At 34.8% G+C, this 25,957-nt stretch carries 22 protein-coding genes; 12 read left to right on the top strand and 10 right to left on the bottom strand.

Annotated elements, in window-relative coordinates; translation table 11 throughout:
* Nucleotides 1-2 precede the first annotated feature (2 nt).
* On the bottom strand, nucleotides 3-566 hold the full coding sequence (locus VB798_RS13065; RefSeq protein WP_323258986.1) for a hypothetical protein: 564 nt from the start codon (nucleotides 564-566) through the stop codon (nucleotides 3-5).
* A gap of 88 nt (nucleotides 567-654) precedes the next feature.
* Nucleotides 655-2,859 (bottom strand): glutamine synthetase III family protein, encoded by a 2,205-nt coding sequence (locus tag VB798_RS13060; protein WP_323258984.1) that lies wholly within the window; start codon nucleotides 2,857-2,859, stop codon nucleotides 655-657.
* A gap of 548 nt (nucleotides 2,860-3,407) precedes the next feature.
* Here VB798_RS13060 and VB798_RS13055 point away from each other — a divergent pair.
* The 4 genes from VB798_RS13055 to VB798_RS13040 all read left to right on the top strand — a co-directional run bounded on the left by VB798_RS13055 (nucleotide 3,408) and on the right by VB798_RS13040 (nucleotide 8,117).
* Nucleotides 3,408-4,433, top strand: coding sequence for a glutamine synthetase beta-grasp domain-containing protein (locus VB798_RS13055; protein WP_323258982.1), 1,026 nt, complete (start codon nucleotides 3,408-3,410; stop codon nucleotides 4,431-4,433).
* Between the two features lie 152 nt (nucleotides 4,434-4,585).
* Nucleotides 4,586-5,911 carry a tRNA (N(6)-L-threonylcarbamoyladenosine(37)-C(2))-methylthiotransferase MtaB gene (mtaB, locus tag VB798_RS13050; RefSeq protein WP_323258980.1) on the top strand — a complete coding sequence of 442 codons (1,326 nt, stop codon included), beginning with the start codon at nucleotides 4,586-4,588 and terminating at the stop codon, nucleotides 5,909-5,911.
* Between the two features lie 279 nt (nucleotides 5,912-6,190).
* The gene (trhO, locus tag VB798_RS13045; RefSeq protein WP_323258978.1) at nucleotides 6,191-7,171 is read left to right on the top strand and encodes an oxygen-dependent tRNA uridine(34) hydroxylase TrhO; all 981 of its coding nucleotides are present in this window, start codon (nucleotides 6,191-6,193) and stop codon (nucleotides 7,169-7,171) included.
* A gap of 85 nt (nucleotides 7,172-7,256) precedes the next feature.
* On the top strand, nucleotides 7,257-8,117 hold the full coding sequence (locus tag VB798_RS13040; protein ID WP_323258975.1) for a nucleoside phosphorylase: 861 nt from the start codon (nucleotides 7,257-7,259) through the stop codon (nucleotides 8,115-8,117).
* Between the two features lie 79 nt (nucleotides 8,118-8,196).
* On the opposite strand, the gene VB798_RS13035 is transcribed toward VB798_RS13040, so the two are convergent.
* The 6 genes from VB798_RS13035 to VB798_RS13010 all read right to left on the bottom strand — a co-directional run bounded on the left by VB798_RS13035 (nucleotide 8,197) and on the right by VB798_RS13010 (nucleotide 17,392).
* Entirely contained in the window at nucleotides 8,197-8,763 is a 567-nt protein-coding gene (locus VB798_RS13035) for a 50S ribosomal protein L25/general stress protein Ctc (protein WP_323258973.1), read from the bottom strand.
* 79 nt (nucleotides 8,764-8,842) lie between these two features.
* Nucleotides 8,843-9,784 carry a ribose-phosphate pyrophosphokinase gene (locus VB798_RS13030; RefSeq protein WP_323258971.1) on the bottom strand — a complete coding sequence of 314 codons (942 nt, stop codon included), beginning with the start codon at nucleotides 9,782-9,784 and terminating at the stop codon, nucleotides 8,843-8,845.
* Between the two features lie 169 nt (nucleotides 9,785-9,953).
* Nucleotides 9,954-10,835 (bottom strand): tetrahydrofolate dehydrogenase/cyclohydrolase catalytic domain-containing protein, encoded by an 882-nt coding sequence (locus VB798_RS13025; protein ID WP_323258968.1) that lies wholly within the window; start codon nucleotides 10,833-10,835, stop codon nucleotides 9,954-9,956.
* Nucleotides 10,836-10,922: 87 nt separating this feature from the next.
* A complete protein-coding gene (locus VB798_RS13020) occupies nucleotides 10,923-11,621 on the bottom strand; it encodes an SIR2 family NAD-dependent protein deacylase (protein ID WP_323258966.1) in 699 nt (232 codons plus the stop codon).
* 143 nt (nucleotides 11,622-11,764) lie between these two features.
* Entirely contained in the window at nucleotides 11,765-14,260 is a 2,496-nt protein-coding gene (gene topA, locus VB798_RS13015) for a type I DNA topoisomerase (RefSeq protein WP_323258964.1), read from the bottom strand.
* Between the two features lie 360 nt (nucleotides 14,261-14,620).
* Complete coding sequence (locus tag VB798_RS13010; protein ID WP_323258962.1) at nucleotides 14,621-17,392, bottom strand: bifunctional aconitate hydratase 2/2-methylisocitrate dehydratase; 2,772 nt, start codon at nucleotides 17,390-17,392, stop codon at nucleotides 14,621-14,623.
* Nucleotides 17,393-17,833: 441 nt separating this feature from the next.
* Between VB798_RS13010 and VB798_RS13005 the strand changes: the two genes are divergently transcribed.
* Nucleotides 17,834-20,101, top strand: coding sequence for an aconitate hydratase (locus VB798_RS13005; RefSeq protein WP_323258960.1), 2,268 nt, complete (start codon nucleotides 17,834-17,836; stop codon nucleotides 20,099-20,101).
* A 71-nt stretch (nucleotides 20,102-20,172) separates the two neighbouring features.
* Here VB798_RS13005 and VB798_RS13000 read toward each other — a convergent pair whose 3' ends face one another.
* Nucleotides 20,173-21,051 carry an exonuclease domain-containing protein gene (locus tag VB798_RS13000; RefSeq protein ID WP_323258958.1) on the bottom strand — a complete coding sequence of 293 codons (879 nt, stop codon included), beginning with the start codon at nucleotides 21,049-21,051 and terminating at the stop codon, nucleotides 20,173-20,175.
* A gap of 322 nt (nucleotides 21,052-21,373) precedes the next feature.
* On the opposite strand from VB798_RS13000, the gene VB798_RS12995 reads away from it, so the two are divergent.
* From VB798_RS12995 to VB798_RS12965, 7 genes are all read left to right on the top strand, one after another.
* Nucleotides 21,374-21,745, top strand: a complete 372-nt coding sequence (locus tag VB798_RS12995; protein WP_323258956.1) for a hypothetical protein — start codon at nucleotides 21,374-21,376, stop codon at nucleotides 21,743-21,745.
* Between the two features lie 35 nt (nucleotides 21,746-21,780).
* Nucleotides 21,781-22,083: a hypothetical protein gene (locus tag VB798_RS12990; RefSeq protein ID WP_323258954.1), complete on the top strand. Its 303-nt coding sequence runs from the start codon at nucleotides 21,781-21,783 to the stop codon at nucleotides 22,081-22,083.
* The gene (locus VB798_RS12985) at nucleotides 22,067-22,243 is read left to right on the top strand and encodes a hypothetical protein (protein ID WP_323258952.1); all 177 of its coding nucleotides are present in this window, start codon (nucleotides 22,067-22,069) and stop codon (nucleotides 22,241-22,243) included. The genes VB798_RS12990 and VB798_RS12985 overlap by 17 nt, the downstream gene beginning before the upstream one ends.
* A gap of 137 nt (nucleotides 22,244-22,380) precedes the next feature.
* Nucleotides 22,381-23,274 carry a hypothetical protein gene (locus VB798_RS12980; RefSeq protein WP_323258950.1) on the top strand — a complete coding sequence of 298 codons (894 nt, stop codon included), beginning with the start codon at nucleotides 22,381-22,383 and terminating at the stop codon, nucleotides 23,272-23,274.
* A gap of 99 nt (nucleotides 23,275-23,373) precedes the next feature.
* Nucleotides 23,374-23,910, top strand: a complete 537-nt coding sequence (locus VB798_RS12975) for a ParB N-terminal domain-containing protein (RefSeq protein WP_323258948.1) — start codon at nucleotides 23,374-23,376, stop codon at nucleotides 23,908-23,910.
* Entirely contained in the window at nucleotides 23,901-24,632 is a 732-nt protein-coding gene (locus VB798_RS12970; protein WP_323258946.1) for a GREB1-related protein, read from the top strand. Before VB798_RS12975 ends, VB798_RS12970 begins: the two co-directional genes overlap by 10 nt.
* Before the next feature lie 17 nt (nucleotides 24,633-24,649).
* Nucleotides 24,650-25,672 (top strand): hypothetical protein, encoded by a 1,023-nt coding sequence (locus VB798_RS12965; protein WP_323258943.1) that lies wholly within the window; start codon nucleotides 24,650-24,652, stop codon nucleotides 25,670-25,672.
* A 31-nt stretch (nucleotides 25,673-25,703) separates the two neighbouring features.
* On the opposite strand, the gene VB798_RS12960 is transcribed toward VB798_RS12965, so the two are convergent.
* Entirely contained in the window at nucleotides 25,704-25,913 is a 210-nt protein-coding gene (locus VB798_RS12960) for a hypothetical protein (RefSeq protein ID WP_323258941.1), read from the bottom strand.
* Nucleotides 25,914-25,957 lie beyond the last annotated feature (44 nt).

Here is a 25,957-nt window from a genome sequence, read left to right as displayed (position 1 = left end):
AATTAGTCTTCAGCCTCTGTTTTGAAAGAAAACAAAGTTGGGTTTAATTTGAAGTTACCAGATAAGTAATCGTCCACAAATTTAGTAACTACTTTATCATTTACTTCATCAACATTCAAGCATACTTCTAATCCGATTCCGAATTCAAAATCTTCATCAATTTCCAAATGCTCAGAAAGTTTAATTTCTTCGTTTTCTTCAATTTCTTCAATCAATTCAGTAATGAATAATTCTACTTCTTCATCCATTGCCTCATTTGACGTATAAGTCTCATCACGGTTCTCTACAGGAACATACAAAGGAAACGACTTCATCGCTTGACGCTCGGCAGTTTCATAAACAATACTGTTGTAATGCAAACGAAGAGAGTAAATAACAGCATCAAAAATTGCTTCTTGACCTTTGTATTCACCTACAAACTGAACGTGAACAAATTCTTCAACGTTATCAGGTTCATCATTCAGTTCGTCTTCAAAATAAACAAACTTCTTTCCTGCTTCTTTGCATTCCTTTTTTAACTGTTCAATTTCTTTAGGGTCTAGTCCCGGATTCGATTTTAATGACATATTACAATAGATTAATTTATGAGTCAAAGATAACAAAAATGCCCACTAACACAAAAGTGCTGTGGGCATTTTCAGGCTTATTGTTTACTTATCTAATCAATAATAATTCTCTGTATTTTGGTAAAGGCCATTCATCATCATCAACGATAAGTTCTAATTTATCTACGCAATAACGAATTTCCTCTAAGTAATTCTTCACTTTTGTACTGTAAAGTCTAGCTCTTTCAGCAGTATCTTCTACATTATTGGCTTCTTTTCTAGCTTCTGTCATTTCATCAACTAAATTGTTGATTTTGGCAGTGTAAATAGAAATTTTCTTGATGATTTCAATCGTAGGAGCATAATATTGAGGATCAATACCAATTTCTTTTTGTCCACGAACGTTATCAACTAATTGTGTTTGATACTTTAAAGAAGTTGAAACGATATGGTTGATAGCTAAATCACCAACAACTCTTGATTCAATTTGGATTTTCTTGATATAATTTTCAATCTCGATTTCATAGCGTGCGTGCATTTCAATTTCATTAAAAATACCATGTTTCGAGAACAAATCAATCGCTGATTTATCCAAATATTTTCTAAGTGCTTCAGGAGCAGTTTTTAGATTTGACAATCCTCTTTTTGCAGCTTCTTCTGTCCACTCCTCTGAATAACCATTTCCTTCAAAAAGAATTTTTCTTGATTGTTTTACATACTTTTTCAATACTTCAACAATTGCTAATTCTTTTTTGATGCCTTTTTCTAAGTAAACATCCACTTCCTCACGGAATTGTAATAATTGGTTAGCCACAATCGTGTTAAGGATTGTCATAGGTGCGGCAGAATTGGCAGAAGAACCAACTGCTCTAAACTCAAATTTATTACCTGTAAAAGCAAAAGGTGATGTTCTATTTCTATCAGTGTTATCTAATAAAAGTGCTGGAATTTTATTGATTCCCAATCTTAAATAAACATTATCTCCTTTTTCTAATTTAATATCGTGCATTTCTGAAAGATTTTCTAAATCGTTCAATACACGAGTCATTTCTGTTCCAATGAAGATTGAAACAATCGCTGGAGGAGCTTCATTAGCGCCTAAACGATGTTCGTTCCCTGCTGTTGCGATAGAAGCACGCAATAAATCAGCATAATCGTGAACAGCCTTGATTGTGTTTACAAAGAAAGTAAGGAAACGAAGGTTTTCTTTTGGTTTAGTTGATGGACCTAAAAGGTTGACACCAGTATCTGTAGCCAAAGACCAGTTATTGTGTTTACCAGAACCGTTGATACCTGAAAATGGTTTTTCATGAAAAAGCACACGCATTTTATGTTTTGCAGCTACTTTATTCATCAAATCCATCAAAAGAGCATTGTGGTCACAAGCTAAATTTGCTTCTTCAAAAGTTGGGGCAACCTCAAATTGTGCTGGAGCAACTTCGTTGTGACGAGTACGAACTGGCATACCTAATTTCAAAGCTTCCAATTCAAAATCAACCATAAAAGCATTTACTCTTGAAGGAATTGACCCAAAGTAATGGTCTTCTAATTGCTGTCCTTTAGCTGGCGAATGTCCAAAAACTGTTCTTCCAGACATCATCAAATCTGGACGAGCATTGTACAATGCTTCATCTACCAAGAAATACTCTTGTTCAATACCAACAGAAGCAGAAACCTTTGATACTTCACGACTAAAGTATTCATTCATTACTTTAGTTGCAGCTTTATCAATCAATTCACTTGATTTTAATAAAGGTGTTTTGTAATCTAATGCTTCGCCAGTATAAGAAACAAAAACTGAAGGAATACATAAAGTAGCAGTGCCTGCTACGTTTTCCATAATAAAGGCTGGAGAAGAAGGATCCCAAGCTGTATAACCACGGGCTTCAAAAGTAGAACGAATGCCGCCATTTGGGAAAGATGAAGCATCAGGTTCTTGTTGAACTAATGCTGAACCTTTGAATTTTTCAACAGCTTTACCTTTACTTGTAATGTCAAAAAAAGCATCATGCTTTTCAGCAGTAGTACCCGTTAATGGTTGAAACCAATGTGTATAATGTGTTACTCCTTTCGACAAAGCCCATGATTTCATCGCAGCTGCAACTTCATCAGCGGCTTCTCTATCAATTTTCTTACCATCCTCAATCGCATTTGTAATTTTCAGATAAGCTTCTGGACTTAATAAGGAACGCATTACTTCATCATTAAAAGTATTACTTCCGTAATAATCGGTTACTTTTTCTGTCGGTATTTTAACCGGTACAGTCGGACGAGACTGAGCTAACTCAAGTGCTTTAAATCTTGCAATTGCCATATAAAATTTTTCAGATTTTTTTTTTAATGTTAATGGATATTTCACTCAGGGTTTTGACTGAAGCCTCAAGCAAACTACTGATTACATTTCAATCTCTACCTTTTAATTCCACTAAATAATAAACTCACGCATAAATGTAATTGAAATTTATTTTTTATTAATTAATCCCTCTTAAAATTTAAAAAAATAGCCAAAAATCAACTTTTTTATCAAAAATGAATAACCTTCAAATATCACAATTTTATCAACATTAAAATAACTAAAGAAAAAATTTAACTATTTCAAGAACTTTACATTTTATTCTGCAAAAATTTTGATTTACAAAATAAAGTATTGTAATTTTGATAATAACAAAATATAATTTCATCAATTGAAATATGGCAATTGTTTGACGCATTAGAATAGTTCAAATCAATCGAAAAAACAGAGCCATGTTTAAAAATTTCATAAAAATCATTTTTTTCTTGTGAAATTCAACTTTTGAAGTATAAATTTGTAGCAAGAAATAAGGAAATTAACCAAATAAATAAAAATCCAATAACAAAATCATGGCAAAAGCTAAACTTGAGTACATTTGGTTGGACGGTTACAAACCAACTCAGAGCCTTCGTAGTAAAACTAAAATTGAAAATAATTTTAGCGGTAAATTAGAGGATTGCGACATGTGGTCATTTGATGGTTCATCAACAGAACAAGCTCCAGGTGGTTCTTCTGACTGTCAATTGAAACCTGTTTTCATTTGCAAAGATCCTGAGCGTTCTTTATTGGGAACTCCATCATATCTTGTAATGTGCGAAGTTTTAGATTCTGAAGGTAATCCACACGAGTCTAACGGTCGTGCTACGATTGAAGATGATGACAATGATTTCTGGTTTGGTTTTGAACAAGAATACTTCTTATACGATTTAGCTACAAATCTTCCTTTAGGTTTCCCTTCAAACGGTTATCCTCGTCCACAAGGACCATATTATTGTTCAGTTGGAGCTAAAAATGCTTATGGACGTAATATCGTTGAAGAGCATTTAGAATATTGTCTTCAAGCTGGTTTGAACGTTGAAGGTATCAATGCTGAAGTTGCTGCTGGTCAATGGGAATTCCAATGTTTCTCTAAAGGCGCTAAACAAGCTGGTGATGAAATCTGGGTAGCTCGTTATTTATTGGAAAGAACTTGTGAGAAATACGGTGTTTGGGTTAACTATCACTGTAAACCTCTTGGTAATACTGACTGGAATGGTTCAGGTATGCACGCTAACTTCTCTAACACTGCTCTTAGAACAGCTGGTAAGAAAGAAACTTACGACATTATCTGTCAAGCATTCGCTCCTTTCGTGAAAGAACATATCGAAGTATATGGTGCTGATAACCACTTACGTTTGACTGGTAAACACGAAACTCAATCTATCGATCAATTCTCTTATGGAGTATCTGACCGTGGTGCATCAATCCGTATTCCAATCGCTGCAGTTCAAAAAGGATGGAAAGGATGGTTAGAAGACCGTCGTCCAAACTCTGCTGCTGATCCATACAAAGTGGCTGCTCGTATCATTAAAACTGTTAAAACTGCAGTTATCTAATTTTGATACAACATATAATAATAAAGAAGCTCGGCTAATTTAGTCGAGCTTCTTTATTATTATATCAGATAATCAGCTAATTATGAATCTAATATCCAGCTACTTTTACTTTTTTAGCTATAAATTTCAATCTTGATAACTATCTTTGCAGTATGAAAAAAGTAGCATTTTATACATTAGGCTGTAAACTTAACTATTCTGAGACCTCAACCATCTCAAGAATGTTTGAGCAAAAAGGTTATCAAAAAGTTGAGTTTAATCAAAAGCCAGACATATTCATCATCAATACTTGTTCAGTGACCGAAAATGCTGACAAGAAGTGTAAGAAAATTGTAAAAGAAGCCAATAAAATAAATCCTGATGGTTACGTAACAATCATTGGTTGTTATGCACAATTGAAACCACAGGAAATTGCTGATATTGAAGGAGTAGATGCGGTATTGGGTGCAGCAGAAAAATTCCAATTGATAGATTTATTAGATGGTTTTGTAAAAGAACCTTCGGGCAATAAAGCTAAAGTCTATAATCAAAATATTGAAGAAGCTGTAGAATATCATACTTCATATTCATTGAACGATAGAACTCGTACTTTCTTGAAAGTACAAGATGGCTGTGATTATCCTTGCGCTTATTGTACGATTCCTTTGGCTAGAGGGGGAAGTCGTTCAGATACCATAGCAAATGTATTAAAAGCAGCTCGTGAAATTGCTGAAAGTGGCGTAAAAGAAATCGTTTTAACAGGCGTAAATATTGGAGATTTTGGTCTTCAAAACGGAAAAAGAGAAAATACTTTTTTAGAGTTAGTAAAAGCCTTGGACGAAGTTGAAGGAATTGAACGTTTTAGAATTTCTTCAATTGAGCCTAATTTATTGACTGATGAAATTATAGCTTTCGTAGCAAGCTCAAAACGCTTTGTTCCTCATTTTCATATTCCATTACAGTCGGGTTCAAATAAAGTATTGGCCTTGATGAAAAGACGCTACAAAAGAGAGCTTTATGTAGATAGAGTTACAAAAATCAAAGAATTAATGCCTAATTGTTGCATTGGCGTTGATGTAATTGTAGGTCATCCAGGAGAAACAGACGAAGAGTTTTTAGAAACTTATAATTTCTTGAACGAATTACCAATCAGTTATTTGCACGTTTTTACTTACTCAGAAAGAGAAAATACTTCAGCATTGGCTATCAAACCTGTGGTACCAATGAGTAAAAGATCAGAACGCTCAAAAATGCTTCATATCTTATCTGATAAAAAAAGAAGATTTTTTTACGAAGAACATTTAGAAGATTCATTTACAGTACTTTTTGAAGAAGATGTTGAAAATGGACAAATGCAGGGTTTCACTGAAAATTATATCAGAGTAACTGCCAAATATGACCCAATTTTGATTAATGAAACTAAAAAAGTAAAGCTTTCGACCATCAATGAAAATATGCTTGTGGAAGTTGAAGAAGTTGAGGTTTATGAAACACATTAAGATTCATTGGTATTGCAATATTTTAACGAGGCTATTCTGAAAATGATGGTCTCGTTCTCATTTTACTCCTAAACTGCTGAAAAACAAAGCCTATAATTGTTCTTACCACATAAAAAATGACAAAAAGCATTTTTGGAAATTAGAAATTTCTACGTCAAAACTCCCCTTTTTCGTATCTTTGTACTCGCTTATTCGTTTTAGTATCTCTTATCAAATATTTTAGGTCACGAATAAGTTTTTTTGATAAGAATACATTCACGCTGTAAACTCATGTTGAAGATGAAGCCATACAGAGTAATTCTTTATTATAATTACACTCCTATCCCTGATGCGGATACTTATCGAGAAAAGCATCATCTATTTTGTTTAGAAAATCGTTTATTAGGTCGTATCATTGTTGCTTCTGAAGGACTAAACGGTACAGTTTCTGGTTTGACTGAAGACTGTGTACGTTACATGCATTGGTTAGAAAATGACCCAATTTTTGCAGGTTCTAATTTCGACTTTAAAGTTGAAGAGCACGAAGAACACGCTTTTGCTAAACTCCATGTAAGAGTAAAAGAAGAAATTGTCAATTCTGATTTACCAGTTGACCCAAGAGTAAGAACAGGAAAGCATTTAGAGCCAGCAGATTTCAAAGAAATGTTGAAGAATGACCCTGATGTTGTTTTAGTTGATATGCGTTCTAATTATGAACACAGCATAGGAAAATTCAAAGGAGCAGTAACATTTGATATGGAAACGCTTCGTGAATTGCCTGAACACGTGCAAGAGATTGAACATTTGAAAGATAAAAAAATCATTACTTATTGCACTGGAGGGATAAAATGTGAAAAAGCTTCTGCTTATTTAATTGAGCGTGGTTTCGAAAATGTTTATCAATTACATGGCGGAATTATTAAATATGGTTTAGAAGAAGGTGGTGAAGACTTTGAAGGAAAATGTTATGTATTTGATAACAGAGTAAAAACAGAAGTAAATACTGTAAACCCTGTCATCATTTCAAAATGCCATATTTGTAAAACTGATACAGAAGATATGGTAAACTGTGCTAATCCAGAATGCAATGAGCATTTACCTATTTGTGCTACTTGTTTGTTAGAAATGGATGGAGCTTGTTCTGTAGCATGTAAAAATCATCCACGCAAACGCCCTTATAATGTAAAAGGATATTACTCTAAGCAGTCGGATAACTATACTCCTGAATTTGGTTTCAAAAGTAGAAAATTAACAAAAAGCCCTTTGGAACAAAACGCATAATTTATATATTTGACGAGTATATTCAACTAGAGGTATTGTAGCAATTACAATGCCTCTAGTTTTTTCATTTAAAATCATACAGACTATGACCATTTCATCAACCGATTTAATTACAAATGCTGATGGAAGTATCTATCATTTGAATCTTCGTCCAGACGATATTGCTGATACTATCATTACCGTTGGTGACCCCGAAAGAGTAGAAAAAGTTTCTAAATATTTCGATAGCGTTGAAATAAAAATTAATAAACGAGAGTTTGTTACTCATACTGGCTATCTTGGAAAAAAACGTCTTAGTGTAATTTCAAGTGGAATTGGCACCGATAACATAGAAATTTTAATGAATGAACTTGATGCTTTAGCCAACATCGATTTAGCAACGAGAACACCATTTGATCAACATAAATCCTTAAATATTATTAGGCTAGGCACCTCTGGCAGCTTACAAAAAGAGATTCCTATGGAAAGCATCGTAGTTTCTAAACTAGGTATTGGCTTTGATGCACTAGGCTATTTTTATACTTCTCAAAACAATTCTATCGCAGAATCTATCAAAAAGTATTTTGCTTTAGATTTTATGCCTTATGCTAATGCTGGAAGTAAGCCTTTGTACAACCTGTTTATGGAAGATTCTCCAGTCGATTGGTTTGAAGGCAATACCGTTACTTGTCCAGGATTTTATGCTCCTCAAGGTAGAATTTTAAGATATAGTCCTAAAATTGAAAATCTGTTAGAAAAATTTAATTCATTCAGACATGATAATTTATTATTGACTAATCTTGAAATGGAAACGGCAGGCTATTATTTAATGGGGAAAGTGCTAGGTCATGAAGTATTATCAATCAGTGCTATTCTTGCCAGTAGAATGACGAACGATTTTGCTAAAAATCCTGAAAGGGCGGTTGATAATTTAATTAAACTAGCTTTAGAAAAGCTCTCAAAATAACATAAAAAAAGCTGTTTCTTTCAATAATTGAAGAAACAGCTTTTTTATAAAACCTATCAGTGAAATTGTAAATTAACTACTATGAGTTAATTTTTCCTCTTAAAGCACGTGGGATGTCAATTGTAGCAACTGGAGCCGAAGGATTATTTAAAATCGCAACGTTTTCAGCCTTCAATTTAGCCACTTTCAATGTTTGTCCTAAATCTAAGCCAGTAATGTCAGCTTCGATAAAATCAGGAATATTGTCTGATAAACCTTTCAAAGTTACTTTACGTAATTTTTGAACCATTTTACCCCCTTTACGAACGCCTGGTGCATCACCAATAACTTTCACAGGAACGTCAATTTTGATTTCTTTACCTTCAACGATTTCTAAGAAATCGACATGAAGAAGAACTTCTGATACTGGGTGGAATTGTGAATCTTGAACGATAGCGTGGTGGATTTCACCTTCGATGTTTAAGATTACTTCTGATACTTCTGGAGTATATAATAATTCACGGAAAAGAATCATTGGTACAGCAAAGTGAATTTGTTTTTCACCACCGTATAATACACATGGAGCTAAAGATTCGTTACGAAGATCTTTTGCTGATTTTGTTCCAAGGGTTTCTCTGTTATACCCTACGATTTCAATCTTTCTCATTTTTGAGTGATTTGTGTTGAAGGCCTGTCGATTTCAAGGAAATTATTCCTTGAGCACTATCTTCAATCAACCGTTTAAATTAATTTTTTATAAATAATGAACTGATAGATTCATGATCACGAATTCTGCCAATTGCTTTGGCGAATAATTCTGCTACTGATAATACTTTAATTTTATCACTAGCTTCTCTTAATGGAATTGTGTCTGTTACAACCAACTCAGTTAATACTGAATTATTGATGTTTTCATACGCTTTTCCAGAAAGTACTGGGTGTGTTACGATGGCTCTTACAGATTTTGCACCTTTGTCCATGATTAACTGAGCAGCTTTACACATAGTACCACCAGTATCAATTAAGTCATCGACTAAAACTACGTCTGCACCAGTAACATCACCAATTAATTGCATTGTTGCTACTTCGTTAGCACGTTTACGTTGCTTATCGCAAATTACCATTTCAGCATTGAAGAACTTGGCAACATTACGAGTACGAACCACACCACCAACATCAGGAGAAGCAAAAAGTAAATTATCTAATCCTAATGATTTTAAGTAAGGAACGAAAATGGCTGTTCCTTCTAAATGATCTACAGGAAAATCGAAAAAACCTTGGATTTGTCCAGCATGTAAATCTAAAGTCATTAATCTATCAGCACCAGCAGCTGTTAATAAATTAGCTACTAATTTTGCTCCGATACCTACTCTTGGTTTGTCTTTTCTATCCTGACGAGAATACCCGAAATAAGGAATAACAACCGTAACATAGTGAGCAGAAGCACGACGAGCACCGTCAATCATTAACAAAAGCTCCAGCATGTTATCAGCTGGTGGGAAGGTTGATTGAATGATGAATACATCACATCCTCTGATAGATTCGTTAAAACTTGGTGACATTTCACCATCTGAGAAACGTTGAACAGAAGACAAACCTAAATCTTTTCCGTAAAAGCGAGCAATTTCTTTTGCTAAATATTCGGAAGATGATCCTGTGAAAATCTTAACTTGATTGATAGCAGCCATTTTTTTGGAGAGTTTTGTAAGGCTCTCTTAATTCAAAATTATCTTGGAAATACTTTTTCTGAAATTTACCGCAAAAGTACAAAAAATCATTCGCTTAAACAGCACTGAACAGTCGATTTTTCAAACAATAAATAATTAAGCCTTAAACACCCAAATAAAGTACTACATTTTATTGGTAAATCACCTTTTTTGCTGAAAGCAAAGTATTTTTCATCAGGGAAACAATCGTCATTGGGCCTACTCCTTTAGGAACTGGCGTGATGAAAGAGCACTTCGGAGCAACTTCATCAAATTTCACATCTCCTTTCAATGCAAAGCCAGACTTCTTAGTTGGGTCTTCTACTCTAGTCAAACCTACATCAATTACTACAGCGCCATCTTTAACATATTCAGCTGTGATAAACTCTGCACGACCCAAAGCTGCAATTAAAATATCCGCACTAGCACAAACAGCTGGTAAATCTTTCGTTTTTGAATGCGTAAGTGTTACTGTACAATTACCAATTTTAGTGTTGCGTTGCATCAAAATAGACATCGGTAAGCCTACAATCTGGCTACGACCCACCACAACACAATGTTTTCCAGAAGTTTCAATATTATAATACGCCAATAAGTCTAATACTCCTTGAGGCGTCGCAGAAATATAAGCAGGAAGACCTTTTGCCATTCTACCAATATTGATTGGATGAAAACCATCAACATCTTTACTTGGCGCAATCGTTTCCATTACTTTATCGGGATTGATATGGTCTGGAAGTGGTAATTGAACAATCAATCCATCCATATCATCATTATCATTTACTTTTTGTACTTCAGCCAATAATTCAGCTTCAGTAATACTTGGGTCGAAACGAAGTAATGTTGAATTAAATCCTAATTCTTGACAAGATTTTACTTTGTTGGCAACATAGGTTTCAGAAGCACCATTATTTCCAACCAAAATGGCTACTAAATGTGGTGTTTTACCACCAGATGCTTTGATTTCAGCTACTTCCAATGCGATTTCTTTCTTGATTTCGTCAGCAACTGCTTTCCCGTCTATAATTTGCATGGTTCTATTTTTTGTAATTTTGAAGCCACAAAATTACGGCTAGTTTTTGGTTAAGCAAAAGAATTTGGTTTATCTGTACGCTACATCTCAATCATTTACCAGAATATCCCACAATTTAGCCAAGCCAACACTACCTATATATTCAATAAAAGCCATGTTTTTTCGGGTGGCTGTTTCTGGTTTTTTCGGGTCGATAATATAAATAGGCACAAAACCAGCCACATAATTTACCAAGCCAGCCGCAGGATATACTTGTAAAGAAGTACCAACAACCACAAAAATATCGGCACTTTCAACAATTTCAATGGCATCATGTATTAAAGGGACATCTTCGTGAAACCAAACAATATGTGGACGAAGCTGAGAACCTTTTTCACATTTATCACCTAAATTAATTGCTTTAGTGCCGATTTCATAGACCAAATTTTCATCAATGCTAGAACGAGCTTTCGTTAATTCGCCATGAAGATGAAGCACATTGCTTGAACCGGCACGTTCATGAAGATTATCTACATTTTGTGTAATGATTTGTACATCATAATATTTTTCTAAACGAGCCAAAATTTCATGTCCTTCATTCGGTTCAACATGGTCTAATTTAGCTCTTCGTTCGTTATAAAAGCGGAGTACAAGTTCTGGGTCTTTTTTAAAGCCTTGCGGAGTAGCCACATCTTCAATGGCATGGTTTTCCCAAAGTCCATCCGATGCTCTGAAAGTAGGAATGCCACTTTCTGCTGAAATACCAGCACCAGTTAATACGACTAATTTCTTTTGGGTAGATTTCATCTTTGATTTTAAATTTAATTTTCAAATCAAAAAAAGGTCGCCAATCAAAAATCGACAACCTTTCTTTAAAATATTTAAGATTAAATGACATTCGTATAAATGACTTTCAAAAAGAATAATCACAAATCACTCAATTATTAAATTTACTTTTTCTTTCCTCTAGCAGAAGGAGCTGGTGCTTCTTCGCCTAGTTTGATACAATCTTCCAAAGTCAAATCTTCAGGCTTAGTATCTTTTGGAATTTTGATATTTCGTTTACCAATTTGAATGTATGGACCATACATTCCATTGACTACTTTAATTGAATCATTTTCAGGGAATTCTTTCAAGTATTTATTGGCTTCGCTATCACGTTTTTTAAGAATGATTTCTATCGCTCTTTCGCTCGTAATAGTATCAATATTTTCGCCTCTTCCTAGCGAATAGAATTTACCATTATGTTTTACATAAGGACCAAATCTACCTTTTCCAGTTGTAATTGGCTCGCCTTCAAAAGTACCGATTGCACTACCTACATCTACTTGACGTTTTTCTAAAATCAACTCAATCGCTCTTTCTTCAGTAACTGTAAAAGGGTCTTCAGTGGCAGGCAAACTGGTATATTTATCATCATGACGAATATATGGTCCCATTTTACCTGCACCAATTACCATTGGTTTATCTTCAAAGAAACCTACTTCTCTTGGTAGTTTTGGCAATTCCATCAGCGCCAAAGCCTCTTCTAAAGTAATCGTAGTTACTAATTGGTCTTTCTTAAGGTTGAAGTAAACAGGTTTTTCATCGTCTTTGGTTTTCGCTTCGCCTAATTGAACATAAGGTCCAAATTTACCTAATCTTACAGAAACAGGCTTTCCTGTTTTTGGGTCAATTCCTAAATCACGAGATGAACCTACTGTATTTCTATCAACACTTTTACTGTCTTCTATCGTTTGGTGGAAACCTTGATAAAAATTATCAATCATTTTCGACCATTCTACTTTTCCTTTGGCAATCTCATCGAATTCATCTTCCATATCAGCAGTAAATTTAAAATCTACTACTTCTTTGAAGTTCTCGACTAAGAAATCATTTACCACCATTCCTACAGAAGTAGGAAAAAGTTTAGCTTTTTCTGTACCGTAAGTTTCTTTACTTGTCTTTTCAGAAATTTTGTTGTCTTTTAAAACAATTTCTTTGAAAGAACGCTCTTTGCCTTCACGGTCTTCTTTTACAACATATTCACGCTTGATAATTGTTGAAATCGTAGGAGCATAAGTAGAAGGACGACCTACGCCTTTGTCTTCTAAAGCCTTTACCAAACTCGCTTCTGTGTAACGTGCTGGAGGACGAGAAAAACGCTCTGTTGCTTTTAAAGTATCTAAATTCAGAATTTGACCGATATTTAAAGGAGGTAACATTTTTGAATTATCCTCATCTTCTTCATCGTCTTTACTTTCTAAATATACTTTCAAGAAACCATCGAATTTAATTACTTCGCCTTGAGCAATTAATTCTTCCGCAGTAGTTGAAATTCCGACAGTAGCCGTAGTTCTTTCTAATTGTGCATCTGCCATTTGTGAAGCGATAGCACGTTTCCAAATCAATTCATACAAACGTCTTTCTTTGGCATCGCCAACGATAGTACTCTCTGCAAAATCTGTCGGACGAATGGCTTCGTGAGCTTCCTGAGCCGATTCATCTTTGGTTTTATACTGACGTGTTTGTACATAATCAACACCATACGCATTGGTGATAGCTTCTTTTGCTTTGCCTATTGCTTCATCAGAAAGACTGGTTGAGTCAGTTCTCATGTAAGAAATCTTACCTGCCTCGTACAGTTTCTGAGCATACATCATCGTTGATGCCACGGAATAACCTAATTTACGAGAAGCTTCTTGTTGTAAAGTAGAAGTGGTAAAAGGAGCCGTTGGAGATTTTTTAGCAGGTTTTGTTTCTAAATTCTTAATCTTGAATTCAGCACCAATACATTTCTCTAAAAATGCTTTCGCCAAGGCTTCTGTTTCAAAGTTCTTTGGTAATTCAGCCTGTAAGACTCTTCCGCCTGCTAAGGGAAATAAAGCAACGATTTTGAAAGAAGATTTTGAATCAAAATTTTCAATATCTCTTTCTCTTTCAACCACAATTCTTACTGCTACCGATTGAACTCTACCTGCTGATAAACCTTTTTTCACTTTCGACCAAAGTACTGGTGAAAGTTCAAAACCAATTAATCTATCCAATACACGACGAGCCTGCTGTGCATTTACCAAATCTACATCAATCGTTCTTGGATTTTGAATGGCATTTTGAATAGCCTTTTTCGTGATTTCACGGAAAACGATTCTTTTAGTACTGTCTGCAAGCCCAAGAGCTTCTTTTAAGTGCCATGAGATAGATTCACCTTCACGGTCATCATCCGTTGCCAGCCATACTTCATCTGCTGATTTAACGGCTGATTTAAGTTCGTTTACTACTTTTATCTTTTCTGGTGAGATAATATAAGTAGGTTTGAAACCATTTTTTATGTCGATGGCATCATTTTCTTTAGGTAAGTCTCGGACATGACCAAATGAAGATTTTACGGTAAAATCTTTTCCTAAATATCCCTCAATGGTCTTTGCCTTTGCTGGAGACTCTACTATTACTAAGTTTTTCGACATTAATTATTTTGATTGGTGGAGTAAACAATCGAAATTATTTACGAAATATTTATTCTTTAGGGCTAAAAACCTTCAATTTTGATGCCCTATGGGGTATAAAATGCTTGATAAGAAGACCACTACCTTTTATATTTTGCCAAATATATAAACTTCATTTCAAAATGTAGTCCATTTTTTTGATAACAGTCATAAAATTGCAGAATTCTATTATTTATTCGAAATGAAAATTAGACAACAGGCTATATTCATTTGACAGGTTATATGAAATAAGTTTTAGAAAGCTTCATTTTTTTTCTCCTTTATCTAAACAACAAAAAAGCCTGAGTTGTTGCTCAGGCTTTTTTAATATATGCTGTGCTATTATTTCACCAATTTAATGTGTGATGGAGAAAATTTAGTCAAATTGATACCTTCAACTGCTTTTACATATTCTTCGATAGTTGGAGTTCTGCCAAGAACTGTAGAAAGAACTACTACTGGTGTTGATGAAAGTAAAGATTCACCTTTTTTAGCATCTGTATCTTCCACAACTCTACCTTGGAACAAACGAGTAGAAGTAGCCATTACGGTATCGCCTTTAGCCGCTTTTTCTTGGTTACCCATACAAAGGTTACAACCAGGGCGCTCTAAGTATAACATTTTTTCGTAAGAAGTACGTGCTGCTGCTTTAGGGGCATTATCATCAAACTCAAAACCTGAGTATTTTTGTAATACTTCCCAGTCGCCTTCTGCTTTCAATTCATCTACAATATTGTAAGTTGGAGGAGCAACAACAAGTGGTGCTTGGAATTCTACTTTACCATTTTGAGCTTCAATGTTTTTAAGCATTTGCGCCAAAATTTTCATATCGCCTTTGTGAACCATACAAGAACCAATAAAGCCAAGATCTACTTTTTTGTCGCCACCATAATAAGACAATGGTCTGATGGTATCGTGAGTATATCTCTTTGAAACATCTGCATTGTTTACATCTGGGTCAGCAATCATTGGTTCAGCGATTAGGTCTAAGTCAACAACTACCTCAGCATAATATTTTGCATTAGCATCAGGTCTAAGCGCTGGTTTTTCACCCGATTGAATTTCAGCAATTCTCTTATTCGCTTTATCAATCAATCCTTGAAGTACTTGGTTTTTGTTGTCCATGCCCTTATCAATCATGATTTGGATTCTGCTTTTTGCAATTTCCAATGATTCAATCAAAGTAGCATCTTCAGAAATACAGATAGAAGCTTTTGCTTTCATTTCCGCAGACCAGTCTGTAAATGTAAAGGCTTGGTCAGCAGTAAGCGTACCAATATGAACCTCAATAATTCTACCTTGGAACACGTTTTCTCCACCAAACTGTTGAAGCATTTGTGATTGAGTAGCGTGAACAACATCACGGAAGTCCATATATTCTTTCATGCTACCCTTAAAAGTAACTTTTACAGAATCAGGAATTGGCATAGAAGCCTCACCCGTAGCAAGAGCCAATGCAACCGTTCCAGAGTCAGCACCAAAAGCAACTCCTTTCGACATACGAGTATGCGAGTCACCACCGATGATAATTGCCCAATCGTCAACAGTAATATCATTCAATACTTTGTGAATTACGTCCGTCATTGAGTGATAAACACCTTTAGGGTCACGAGCAGTAATCAAACCAAAGTCATTCATGAATTTCATCAATTTTGGAATGTTAGCTTGCGCTTTTTTATCCCAAACTGAAGCTGTATGACAACCAGATTGATAAGCACCATCAACCGTAGTAGAAATAACAGTTGCTGCCATTGACTCTAATTCTTGAGCTGTCATTAAACCAGTAGTATCTTGAGAACCTACGATATTTACCAACACACGAACATCAGAACCTGCATGTAAAACTTTACCCGGTGTAGAACCTACTGCGTTTCTGTTGAAGATTTTTTCAACCGCTGTAAGCCCTTGTCCTTCATGAGAAACTTCTTTAGAAGGAGCAAATACTGGCGCAATAGCAATACCTAATAATTGAGAAGCGAATGTTTGGATTTTCTTACCAAATACAATGGCATAAGAACCACCTGCTTTGATAAATTCCAATTTTTGAGGAGTGAAAGATCTTGAAATATCAATCAACTCTTGCTCGCCATTGTATAATTTTTTCGTTTTTGTATTAATCGTAAGTACAGTGCCTGTAGCCACAGAATAAGCTTGTTCAAGAATAGGTTCGTTATTTTCGTTACGAACAACTTTACCGTCTGCATCTACTTTTTTAACCCAGTTTTTAAGGTCAATTCCGATACCACCAGTTACATCAACTGTTGTAAGGAAAATTGGAGAAATACCATTTGTACCACCTACAATTGGAGCAAAGTTCACAAAAGGAATGTAAGGGCTTGCTTGCTTACCTGTCCAAAGTGCCACGTTATTTACGCCAGACATTCTTGATGAACCTACACCCATTGTTCCTTTCTCAGCAATTAACATCACAGATTTATCTGGGTGCTGAGCTTTCAATGCTTCGATTTCATCTTGAGCAGCAGGCGAAATCATACATTTTCCGTGCAATTCACGGTCAGAACGTGAGTGAGCTTGGTTTCCGGGAGAAAGTAAATCTGTTGAAATATCGCCTTCGCCTGCGATAAACGTAACTACTTTAATTTCTTCAGGTATTTCTGGAAGTTTCGTAAAAAACTCTGCTTTAGCATAACTTTCGATGATTTCTTTTGCTGTTGTATTACCACTTTCAAAAGCATCTTTTAGACGTTTTAAATCTGCGTCGTATAAGTAAACTTGCGTTTTCAATACATCCCCAGCTTGTTTTGCAATAGCAACGTCATCTCCTAAAGCCAAATCTAATAATACTTCAATTGAAGAGCCACCTTTCATGTGTGACAACAATTCGAAAGCAAAATCAGGTGTTATTTCTTCTACAACAGACTGACCAAGTATAATCTCTTTTAAAAACTTAGCCTTTACACCAGCCGCAGGAGTAGTTCCTGGCAAAGTGTTATAAATGAAAAACTGAAGTGAATCAGCACGGTGTTCGTTGCCCAAAACTTTAATTTGTTCAATGATTTCGCTTACCAATTCAGCACTATCAATTGGCTTAGGATGAAGTCCTTGTGTTTTTCTTTCCTCGATTTCTTTAAGGTAATCGTTATAAAAGTTCATATTGAATTATTTACAGTTATTATAGTATTTATCCTTGAGTATTTTTATATTAACAAACTTCTCGTCAGAAGGTAAAATAGCGTTTTTCTGTGAAAATCTGTCTCACAAATTTATAAAAAGCTACTTCGAATTAAAAATTTTTTATCGAATAGGCGTTTTTAACATATATTTTCTTTGATTTGTATAATTTTTATTTGTTTTATTAGATAATTAAGAGGATTAGCATAAGATTCATCCTAAATCCTAATCAAGAATAAAACCTTATTATGTTATAATCTACTTTTTTTGCCGTTGTCAGTATGCTCACAGGTTGCAAAGAACTTAAAATATTTGAAATTTGTTTCTCTTATATTGAAAATAGTAATTAGATTATTTAGATTTATAAATAAATCCTTATTCTTTAATCTTAAAGTTTCAAGAATTCTTAAAAAAAAACATACTATGGCTTTTGACATTGAAATGATTAAAGCAGTTTACGAACGTATGCCAGCTCGTGTTGAGGCAGCCCGTAAACTTGTCGGCAGACCGCTTACTTTAACTGAGAAAATCCTTTATTCTCACTTGTGGGAAGGTACTCCTACAAGTACTTTTAAAAGAGGGGTTTCTTATGTTGATTTTGCTCCAGACCGTGTAGCCATGCAAGATGCCACTGCACAAATGGCTCTTTTACAATTTATGCAGGCTGGTCGCCCAAAAGTAGCAGTTCCTTCTACTGTTCACTGCGATCACTTAATTGAAGCTAAAGTAGAATCAAAAACTGACCTTTCAGTTGCAGTTAATAAAAATAAAGAAGTTTATGACTTCCTTTCTTCAGTTTCAGATAAATATGGTTTAGGTTTCTGGAAACCCGGTGCAGGTATTATTCACCAAGTAGTATTAGAAAATTACGCTTTCCCAGGCGGTATGATGATTGGTACTGACTCACATACGGTAAATGCTGGTGGTTTGGGTATGATTGCCATCGGTGTGGGTGGTGCTGATGCTTGTGACGTAATGGCTGGCTTAGCTTGGGAATTGAAATTCCCTAAACTTATCGGTGTTAAGTTAACGGGTAAATTAAACGGTTGGACTTCTGCAAAAGACGTAATCTTGAAAGTAGCAGGTATCCTTACAGTAAAAGGCGGAACTGGTGCTGTGGTAGAATATTTTGGCGAAGGCGTTACTTCAATGTCGTGTACAGGAAAGGGTACAATTGCTAACATGGGTGCTGAAATCGGTGCTACTACTTCAACTTTTGGTTATGATGAATCTATGGCTCGCTACTTAGCTTCAACAGGTCGTGCTGATGTGGCTGCTTTAGCTGACACCGTAAAAGAACATTTAACTGCTGACCCAGAAGTTTATGCTGACCCAGCTACTTATTTCGACCAAGTAATTGAAATTGATTTAGATACTTTAGAACCGCATTTGAATGGTCCTTTCACGCCAGATTTAGCAACGCCTATTTCTAAAATGAAAGAATTAGCCGAGAAAAACGGCTGGCCAACCAAAGTAGAAGTTGGTTTGATTGGTTCTTGTACGAACTCATCTTATGAAGATATTTCTCGTGCAGCATCTTTAGCAAGACAAGTAGCGGCAAAAGGCTTAAAAACTAAAGCAGAATATACTATCACGCCGGGTTCTGAACAAGTACGTTATACTATTGAACGTGATGGTTTTATTGATACTTTCGAGAGTATTGGCGGTAAAGTATTCTCTAATGCTTGTGGTCCTTGTATTGGTCAGTGGGCTCGTCCGGGTGCTGAGAAAGGCGAGAAAAACACAATCGTTCACTCTTTCAACCGTAACTTCGCTAAACGTGCGGATGGAAACCCGAATACTTATGCTTTCGTAGGTTCTCCTGAATTAGTAACTGCTTTGGCGATTGCAGGTGATTTAACTTTCAATCCTTTAACAGATTATTTAACTAATGAAGCTGGCGAGCAAGTAAAATTAGACGCTCCAACTGGTGATGAATTACCAACAAAAGGATTCGCCGTAGAAGATGCTGGTTACCAAGCTCCTGCTGAAGATGGTTCTTCAGTAGAAGTAAAAGTTTCACCAACTTCTGACCGTCTTCAATTGTTAGACCCATTCAAAGCTTGGGAAGGTACAGACCTTAAAGGCTTGAAATTATTGATTAAAGCGAAAGGAAAATGTACTACTGACCATATCTCAATGGCTGGTCCTTGGTTGAAGTATCGTGGACACTTAGATAATATTTCTAACAACATGTTAATTGGTGCGTTGAATTACTTCAACGAAAAAACAGACAACGTTAAGAACCAATTAATCGGTGAATACGGTCCAGTTCCAGCAACGCAACGTGCTTATAAAGCGGCTGGTATCGGAACAATCGTAGTGGGTGATTCAAATTACGGTGAAGGTTCTTCTCGTGAACATGCAGCGATGGAACCTCGCCACCTAGGGGTTCGTGTAGTATTAGTAAAATCTTTTGCTCGTATTCACGAAACTAACTTGAAGAAACAAGGGATGTTGGCGATTACTTTTGCCAATGAAGCAGATTATGACTTAATCCAAGAAGACGATTCTATCGACATCATTGGTTTAACAACATTTGCTCCGGGCGTACAATTACAAGTAGTTTTGAACCATGCCGATGGTTCAAGCGATACGATTGCAGTAAATCACTCTTATAACGACCAACAAATTGAATGGTTTAAAGCGGGTGGTGCATTGAATATCATTCGTGCTAATGTAGGGAAATAATTATTACATCAATATGCAAAACAGCCTTCATCAAGTAAAATTGTTGAAGACTGTTTTTGTTTTGATTAATTTTATACCGACATCATTTCAATAAACTCTTTTTCTCCAATTATTTTAACATTATATCCTTCTAATGCCAGTTGTTCAGCTTTTTGAATTTTCGAAGACTTAGTTCTATTAATCTCGTACTGACCAACCACAAGATATTTTGTTCTACTACTGACAAATTGAGCAGGAAACCCTCCTATTTTTTTCACCAAAGCCTCAGCTTCTTTTCTGACAAAATACTCTAATGTTCCAGTAAAAACTACTTCTTTTTTTCTAAAAGGATTGTTTAAGCCCTCATTGATAATTCCTTCAAAAACCTTCTTGACTGTCTTTACCCTAGACGAACGTTTAATTTGTAGCCTGCTAGATTTATAATATTGAATTTCTTGAATACTTGATAAAGAAAGTACGTTTAACACTTTAAGCACCAATTGAGCACAAGCTTCAGCATCGGCTAAAGCATCATGATGATTAAAACTATAATTATCAAGTTTAGACTTCACCAAAGTACTTAAACCATAACCCCTCTCGTTGTGCCAAGCCATTCTTGACAAAGCAATCGAACACATCCTTGTAAACTTTATTGGCTTAATATTATAATGCGAACAAACACTATTCAGTACTCCAAAATCGAAACTCGCATTATGCGCAATGACTACTTGGTCCTCCAAAAGTGGCTTTAATTCATCCCATATTTCATCAAAAGTAGGTTTATCTACCAAATCCATTAATTCAATTTTATGGACCTTATTTTGATAAAAACCCATTTCAAAAGGCGTTGGTTTTATTAACCATTCTCTTCTTTCAACAATAACGCCACTTTCCACTTTCACAAGCCCTAAAGCACAAGCACTACTTTGAGCGTTATTAGCAGTTTCAAAATCTATTGCAACAAAATTCATTTTATGATATTTATATTTATTGATAGGTCTAATGATTTTAGTCAGGACTAATTTACTAATTAAAACATAAAAAGCCTTTTTTAGGATCACATAATCATAAAAGTATCAGATTTATGATTGAAAAGACCTCAAAGAATTTGCAAATATTGATGCTGAACAAAAAGATTTTGAGTATTTGCAGGAAATTTTGGGAAAGAAATAGTTACTTTAAGAAAAAATCAAGGCAAGGGTTATGGGTTTTGGAAAACTTGAGATTGCCGTTTTAATATAAAAATGAATTATTATCATATAAGTGATTCTTGGTTAAATCTTTCCCCAAATAGTGGCAGCGTATCAGGCTAAAGCGGTGAGCGCTGGTGGCTTGATGAAACAGGCGATAGTACTAATAAACCAGATTGAGAATATTTGGGACAAAAAGAAGTATTTGCAAAGAAATGGCTCGTTACCACCTGATACCAGCTTAGCAACGGAAAGCGAGCAGGTTGAGAGCGAAGAGAGCAGATTGAAGCGGATGGCACTCCAACAACAGCGTAAGCTAATAAAAGACCAAATAGGTAAACTGGAGAAAAAAATTGCTGACCCCACCAAACATGTACGTTACCAAAAAGCTGAAGAGAAAGTGAATGAGTGGCGGAAGGCTTTGATGATTTGTCAGGAGGAATTGAGTGAGATTAATTTGAAATTGCAGGTGTAGTAATATTATTCTAAATATAATCTATAAATATCAAAATGGAAGAGTTAAGTCTAGAACAAAAGATTGATAGTGTATTTTTTATTTTAAGAATTCTTTATGTTAATAATCTGAGCGTAGAAAAAGAAAAGCTTTGGGACTTAGTAACAAAAAATCAAACAGATAATGATATAAATAGAATTTTATTTGAAGAAATTATTAATAAGCTATTAGAAGATGGCTACATCCGTCGTGTAACTAAATCTACTGATAGTTTTACAATATACAATGTTACTTTAAAAGGTTTAACTTTTTTGGGATACGTGCATCAACAAAAAAAGGAAAATGAAGAAAAAAGATAAAATTAAAGAGTTAGAAAGCAAAACAATTAAATTACAAGATGAAGCCCTAGAAAATGCAAGGCGATTAAATAAACTTACATTATGGTTAGTTATTGGAACATCAATTGCTGCTATTTATTACATTATAGAAATAATAAAAGCATTTTATTGTCATAAATAATAAATTATACTACCCCTATGAACCAACACCTAGAAGGGCACATTGAGCAGATTGCTTGGTGTGATATAATTAATGAATCAAATAGAGTCAAATTGAAAGTATAGATTTTATCTTTAAGATAACTAAACAACATAACTATGTCAAAACAATCTACAATTGAGCCAAATAAAGAAAAGGAAGCAAACGTATCTCCAGTTTTATCAAAAAAGACCTGTGGTATTATTATGCCAATCGCTGACCATTCTGATTATCCTATGGGGCATTGGAAGGAGGTTTTACAAATAATAAAGGACTCACTTTCTGAGACAGAATTTGAAGTTAAATTAGTGAGCGATAATATTGAAATTGGGCTTATTCATGAAAGAATTGTTACAAACATTTATACAAACGATATTGTAATTTGTGATGTTAGCTCTAAAAACCCAAATGTAATGTTTGAACTTGGGATGAGATTAGCTTTCGATAAACCAACAATCATAATTAAAGATGAAACTACAGGATACTCTTTCGATACAAGTGTAATTGAACACTTGAATTACCAGTCCAGTCTTCGACATTATAATATTGAATCTTTTAAAGTTGAATTAAAGAAGAGAGTAATAGCTACATATAAAAAGTCGATAGATAATAATGAGTATTCGCCTTTCTTGAAGAGCTTCTCAAGAACAATTCCTCTTACTCCAAGCAAGTTAACTAGTACTGAACTTCCTTTAAATGAATATATCATCAATAAAATTGACAAGTTAAGCTCTAAAGTTTCTAGAATTGAATCTTCAATTCTTAATCGAACAATTACTAAAGCTAGTTCTTTTGATTTATTTTCAAGTAAATCAATACTTAATAGAGAAGATTTTTTATTGTTTGAGGACTACGTAATAAATAAAGTAGATAAAGAATTAACAATTTCAGGGTGGGAAAAGAACGAAGAAGTGTTGAATGAAATACTAATAGAACTTAATAATAAAAGTATCTTTTTAACCAAGGAACAACTAATTAGTGAAATACGCATATATAACATTGGCAGGTTTTAATTATCTAATTTAACTACCCCTATGAACCAACACCTAGAGTGGCACGTTGAGCAGATTGCTTGGCGTGACATGATTCCTTTTGAGCATAATCCTAGAAAGATGAATGCTAAGACTAAGCAGAAGCTTAGAGAGTCCTATCAAAAATTTGGCGATGTGGAAATTCCTGTACTGGATTTCGACAATATGATTATCGCTGGTCACCAACGACAGTCTGTTAAAATGGCTAGTGGCTTTGGCGATGAGCTGGCAGATGTACGCAAACCCAATCGAAAACTTACGGAACAGGAGTATAAGGAATATAATATTATTTCTAACGCTTTGAAGGGTGATTTTGTGGGTGAGCTATTGGCGGAGCACTTTGCGAGTGTGGTGGAATTAGACGAATATGGTTTGAATTTAGACGAACTAGATAAAATACACAACAAAGAAGCCATACTGAAAGATGAACCCGAAATGCCGATTGTACAGAAGATGTCGGAGAAATATACGTCGTTTGTGATAGTGTGTAGAAACGAAATCGACGAAAACCATTTGGCTGAGAAATTGGGGATTGATAGAATGAAGTGCTACAAGAGTAGTAACCTTGGGGTTACGCATGTGTTGGACGCTAAAAATGTGATAGAAAGATGGAAATGAAAATAGTGATACCATCACATAAACGTTTTGACCGTGTGCGAACCACCAGTGCTGTAGCTGGTGCTATTTTGTGTGTAGAGGAATCGCAAGCGAAACTTTACCGTGCGTGTAATCCTGATATTGAAGTGGTGACGCATCCTGATTCCATCAAAGGATTGGCGTTGAAACGTGATTGGATTATTAAGCATTTTGGCGATGTGTTTATGCTGGATGATGATATATCGAATATGCAGAGGGTTTATACAGAAAAAGGTGAAGAAGCGGCGGTGGATGCTGAAATGGCTTCGGAGATTATCAGGATGACGGCACAGGCTTGCAAGGATGCGGGCTTCTTTTTGTTCGGTTTCTCTTCGGCACCAAACCCGATTGCCTTTAACTCTCTTAATCCTATCGAACTCTCGGGGTACTTCACTGGTTGTGCGCATGGGGTTCTGAAAGGTTCGAAGCTTTGGTATAATCCTGAGATTATCTGTAATGAGGATTATTGGATTTCGTGCTTAAACGCCCATCACCACCGAGGCGGTTGGAAAGATACACGCTTTTACTTTGCCCAGAAAGATACGTTTGTAAACCGTGGGGGACTAGCTGAGTTTAGAAATATTGAAGCTGAGCAAAAAGATTTTGAGTATTTACAGAAAGTTTTTGGCAAAGAAATTATTACCTTGAGGAAAAATCAAGGCAAGGCTCATGAGTTTCAGAAAAGCTTGAGATTGCCGTTTTGACCAAAAATTGATGCCATATGAAATCACATATAACAGTTTATTGTCTCATTCATGGATTTAAAATTATTAATGATGTGAGTATTTTAAATGATAAAATATTATTATTATCAAAAAATGTGCAAGACATATCCAATTTTCTTGGACAAGAACATATGCAGCAATTTAAAATACATATGGGTAGTTATTTTGCTAATAATTTATATCAAAATAATCACTTAGTGTTTAATATAATTGAAGAGAAAGAAGTTAGTGAAGATAGTAGACTATTTATGGAAAAAGTTTGCAATTGTTATCTTAATGAGTACCAAAATATATGTAACTTTCTTTGGTTTATAAAAGATAGTTCAGTCAACATACATCTAATTTTGGCTGGATCAATAGAATTACAAAATTTGAGTTCAGCAATATCACAGGACTTATTTTATAATTCTAATGGTGAGCTTAAAGAAACAGAATTTAGTTTACATCAAATCAAAAAAGCACTTTACTTTCGTAAAAAACTATATGAACTCTTAAATAAAAAGGAAGTTATATTCAATCAAGTTTTTAAAGAAGGGATAAGAAGTCAACCTAACTCATTTAATTATATTGATTTTACTAAAGAAAATAGAATTGATGTAGCCTTTAGATTTCTTAATATTGCAAGGTCTTCAAACTTTGTCCCACATAAAATATTCAGCTATATGTCATTTTTTGAGGCTCTTTTTACAATCAATAATAAAATGGTATCAGAATCTATTGCAAAAAGAGTGTGCAAGTACCTAAACAAGAGTGGGGATGAAGAAAAAACTTTATATGAATTATTGAAAAAAAGTTATGATATACGCTCAAGGTTTGTGCATGCGAATTTAGGTAAATATACTTCGAATGAAATTCTGATAGTAAGCTCGAAGACTGATGACGTTGTGAGAGAGGTTTTTATAAAAATAATTAACAATAATTCTGAAGCTCAAATATTTATTGGACCGAAGGGCAAATTTGAAAAATGGATAAAAAATCTTTGGTTATACAATAATTCTACTGCCAAAATAACTGCTTAATCCTGCCATATCAGCAGGATTTTTTTTTCTGTTATCCGTTCTGTTGGGAGAAATTTGCTTTTATACGGACTCTACTTTTTTCCTTAGTATCCATATTGTAAGCCCAAAATTTGATGTACCATCTAGATTTTCCGCTGGATTTCACTAATGATGGTGGTACTAATAGGTGACTTTTCTTTTCTGGGTTATCATCCTCAATCATTTTTTGTAAATCTAAGTGCCATTTTACTGCCATTGCCATTTTTTAGGGCTATTAAAGAGTAAAAAGCCCTCAAATATTATCTG

The sequence above is a fragment of the Arcicella lustrica genome, assembly GCF_034930985.1.
GTDB lineage: Bacteria > Bacteroidota > Bacteroidia > Cytophagales > Spirosomataceae > Arcicella > Arcicella lustrica.
This window is presented reverse-complemented; position numbering and strand designations above follow the sequence as displayed.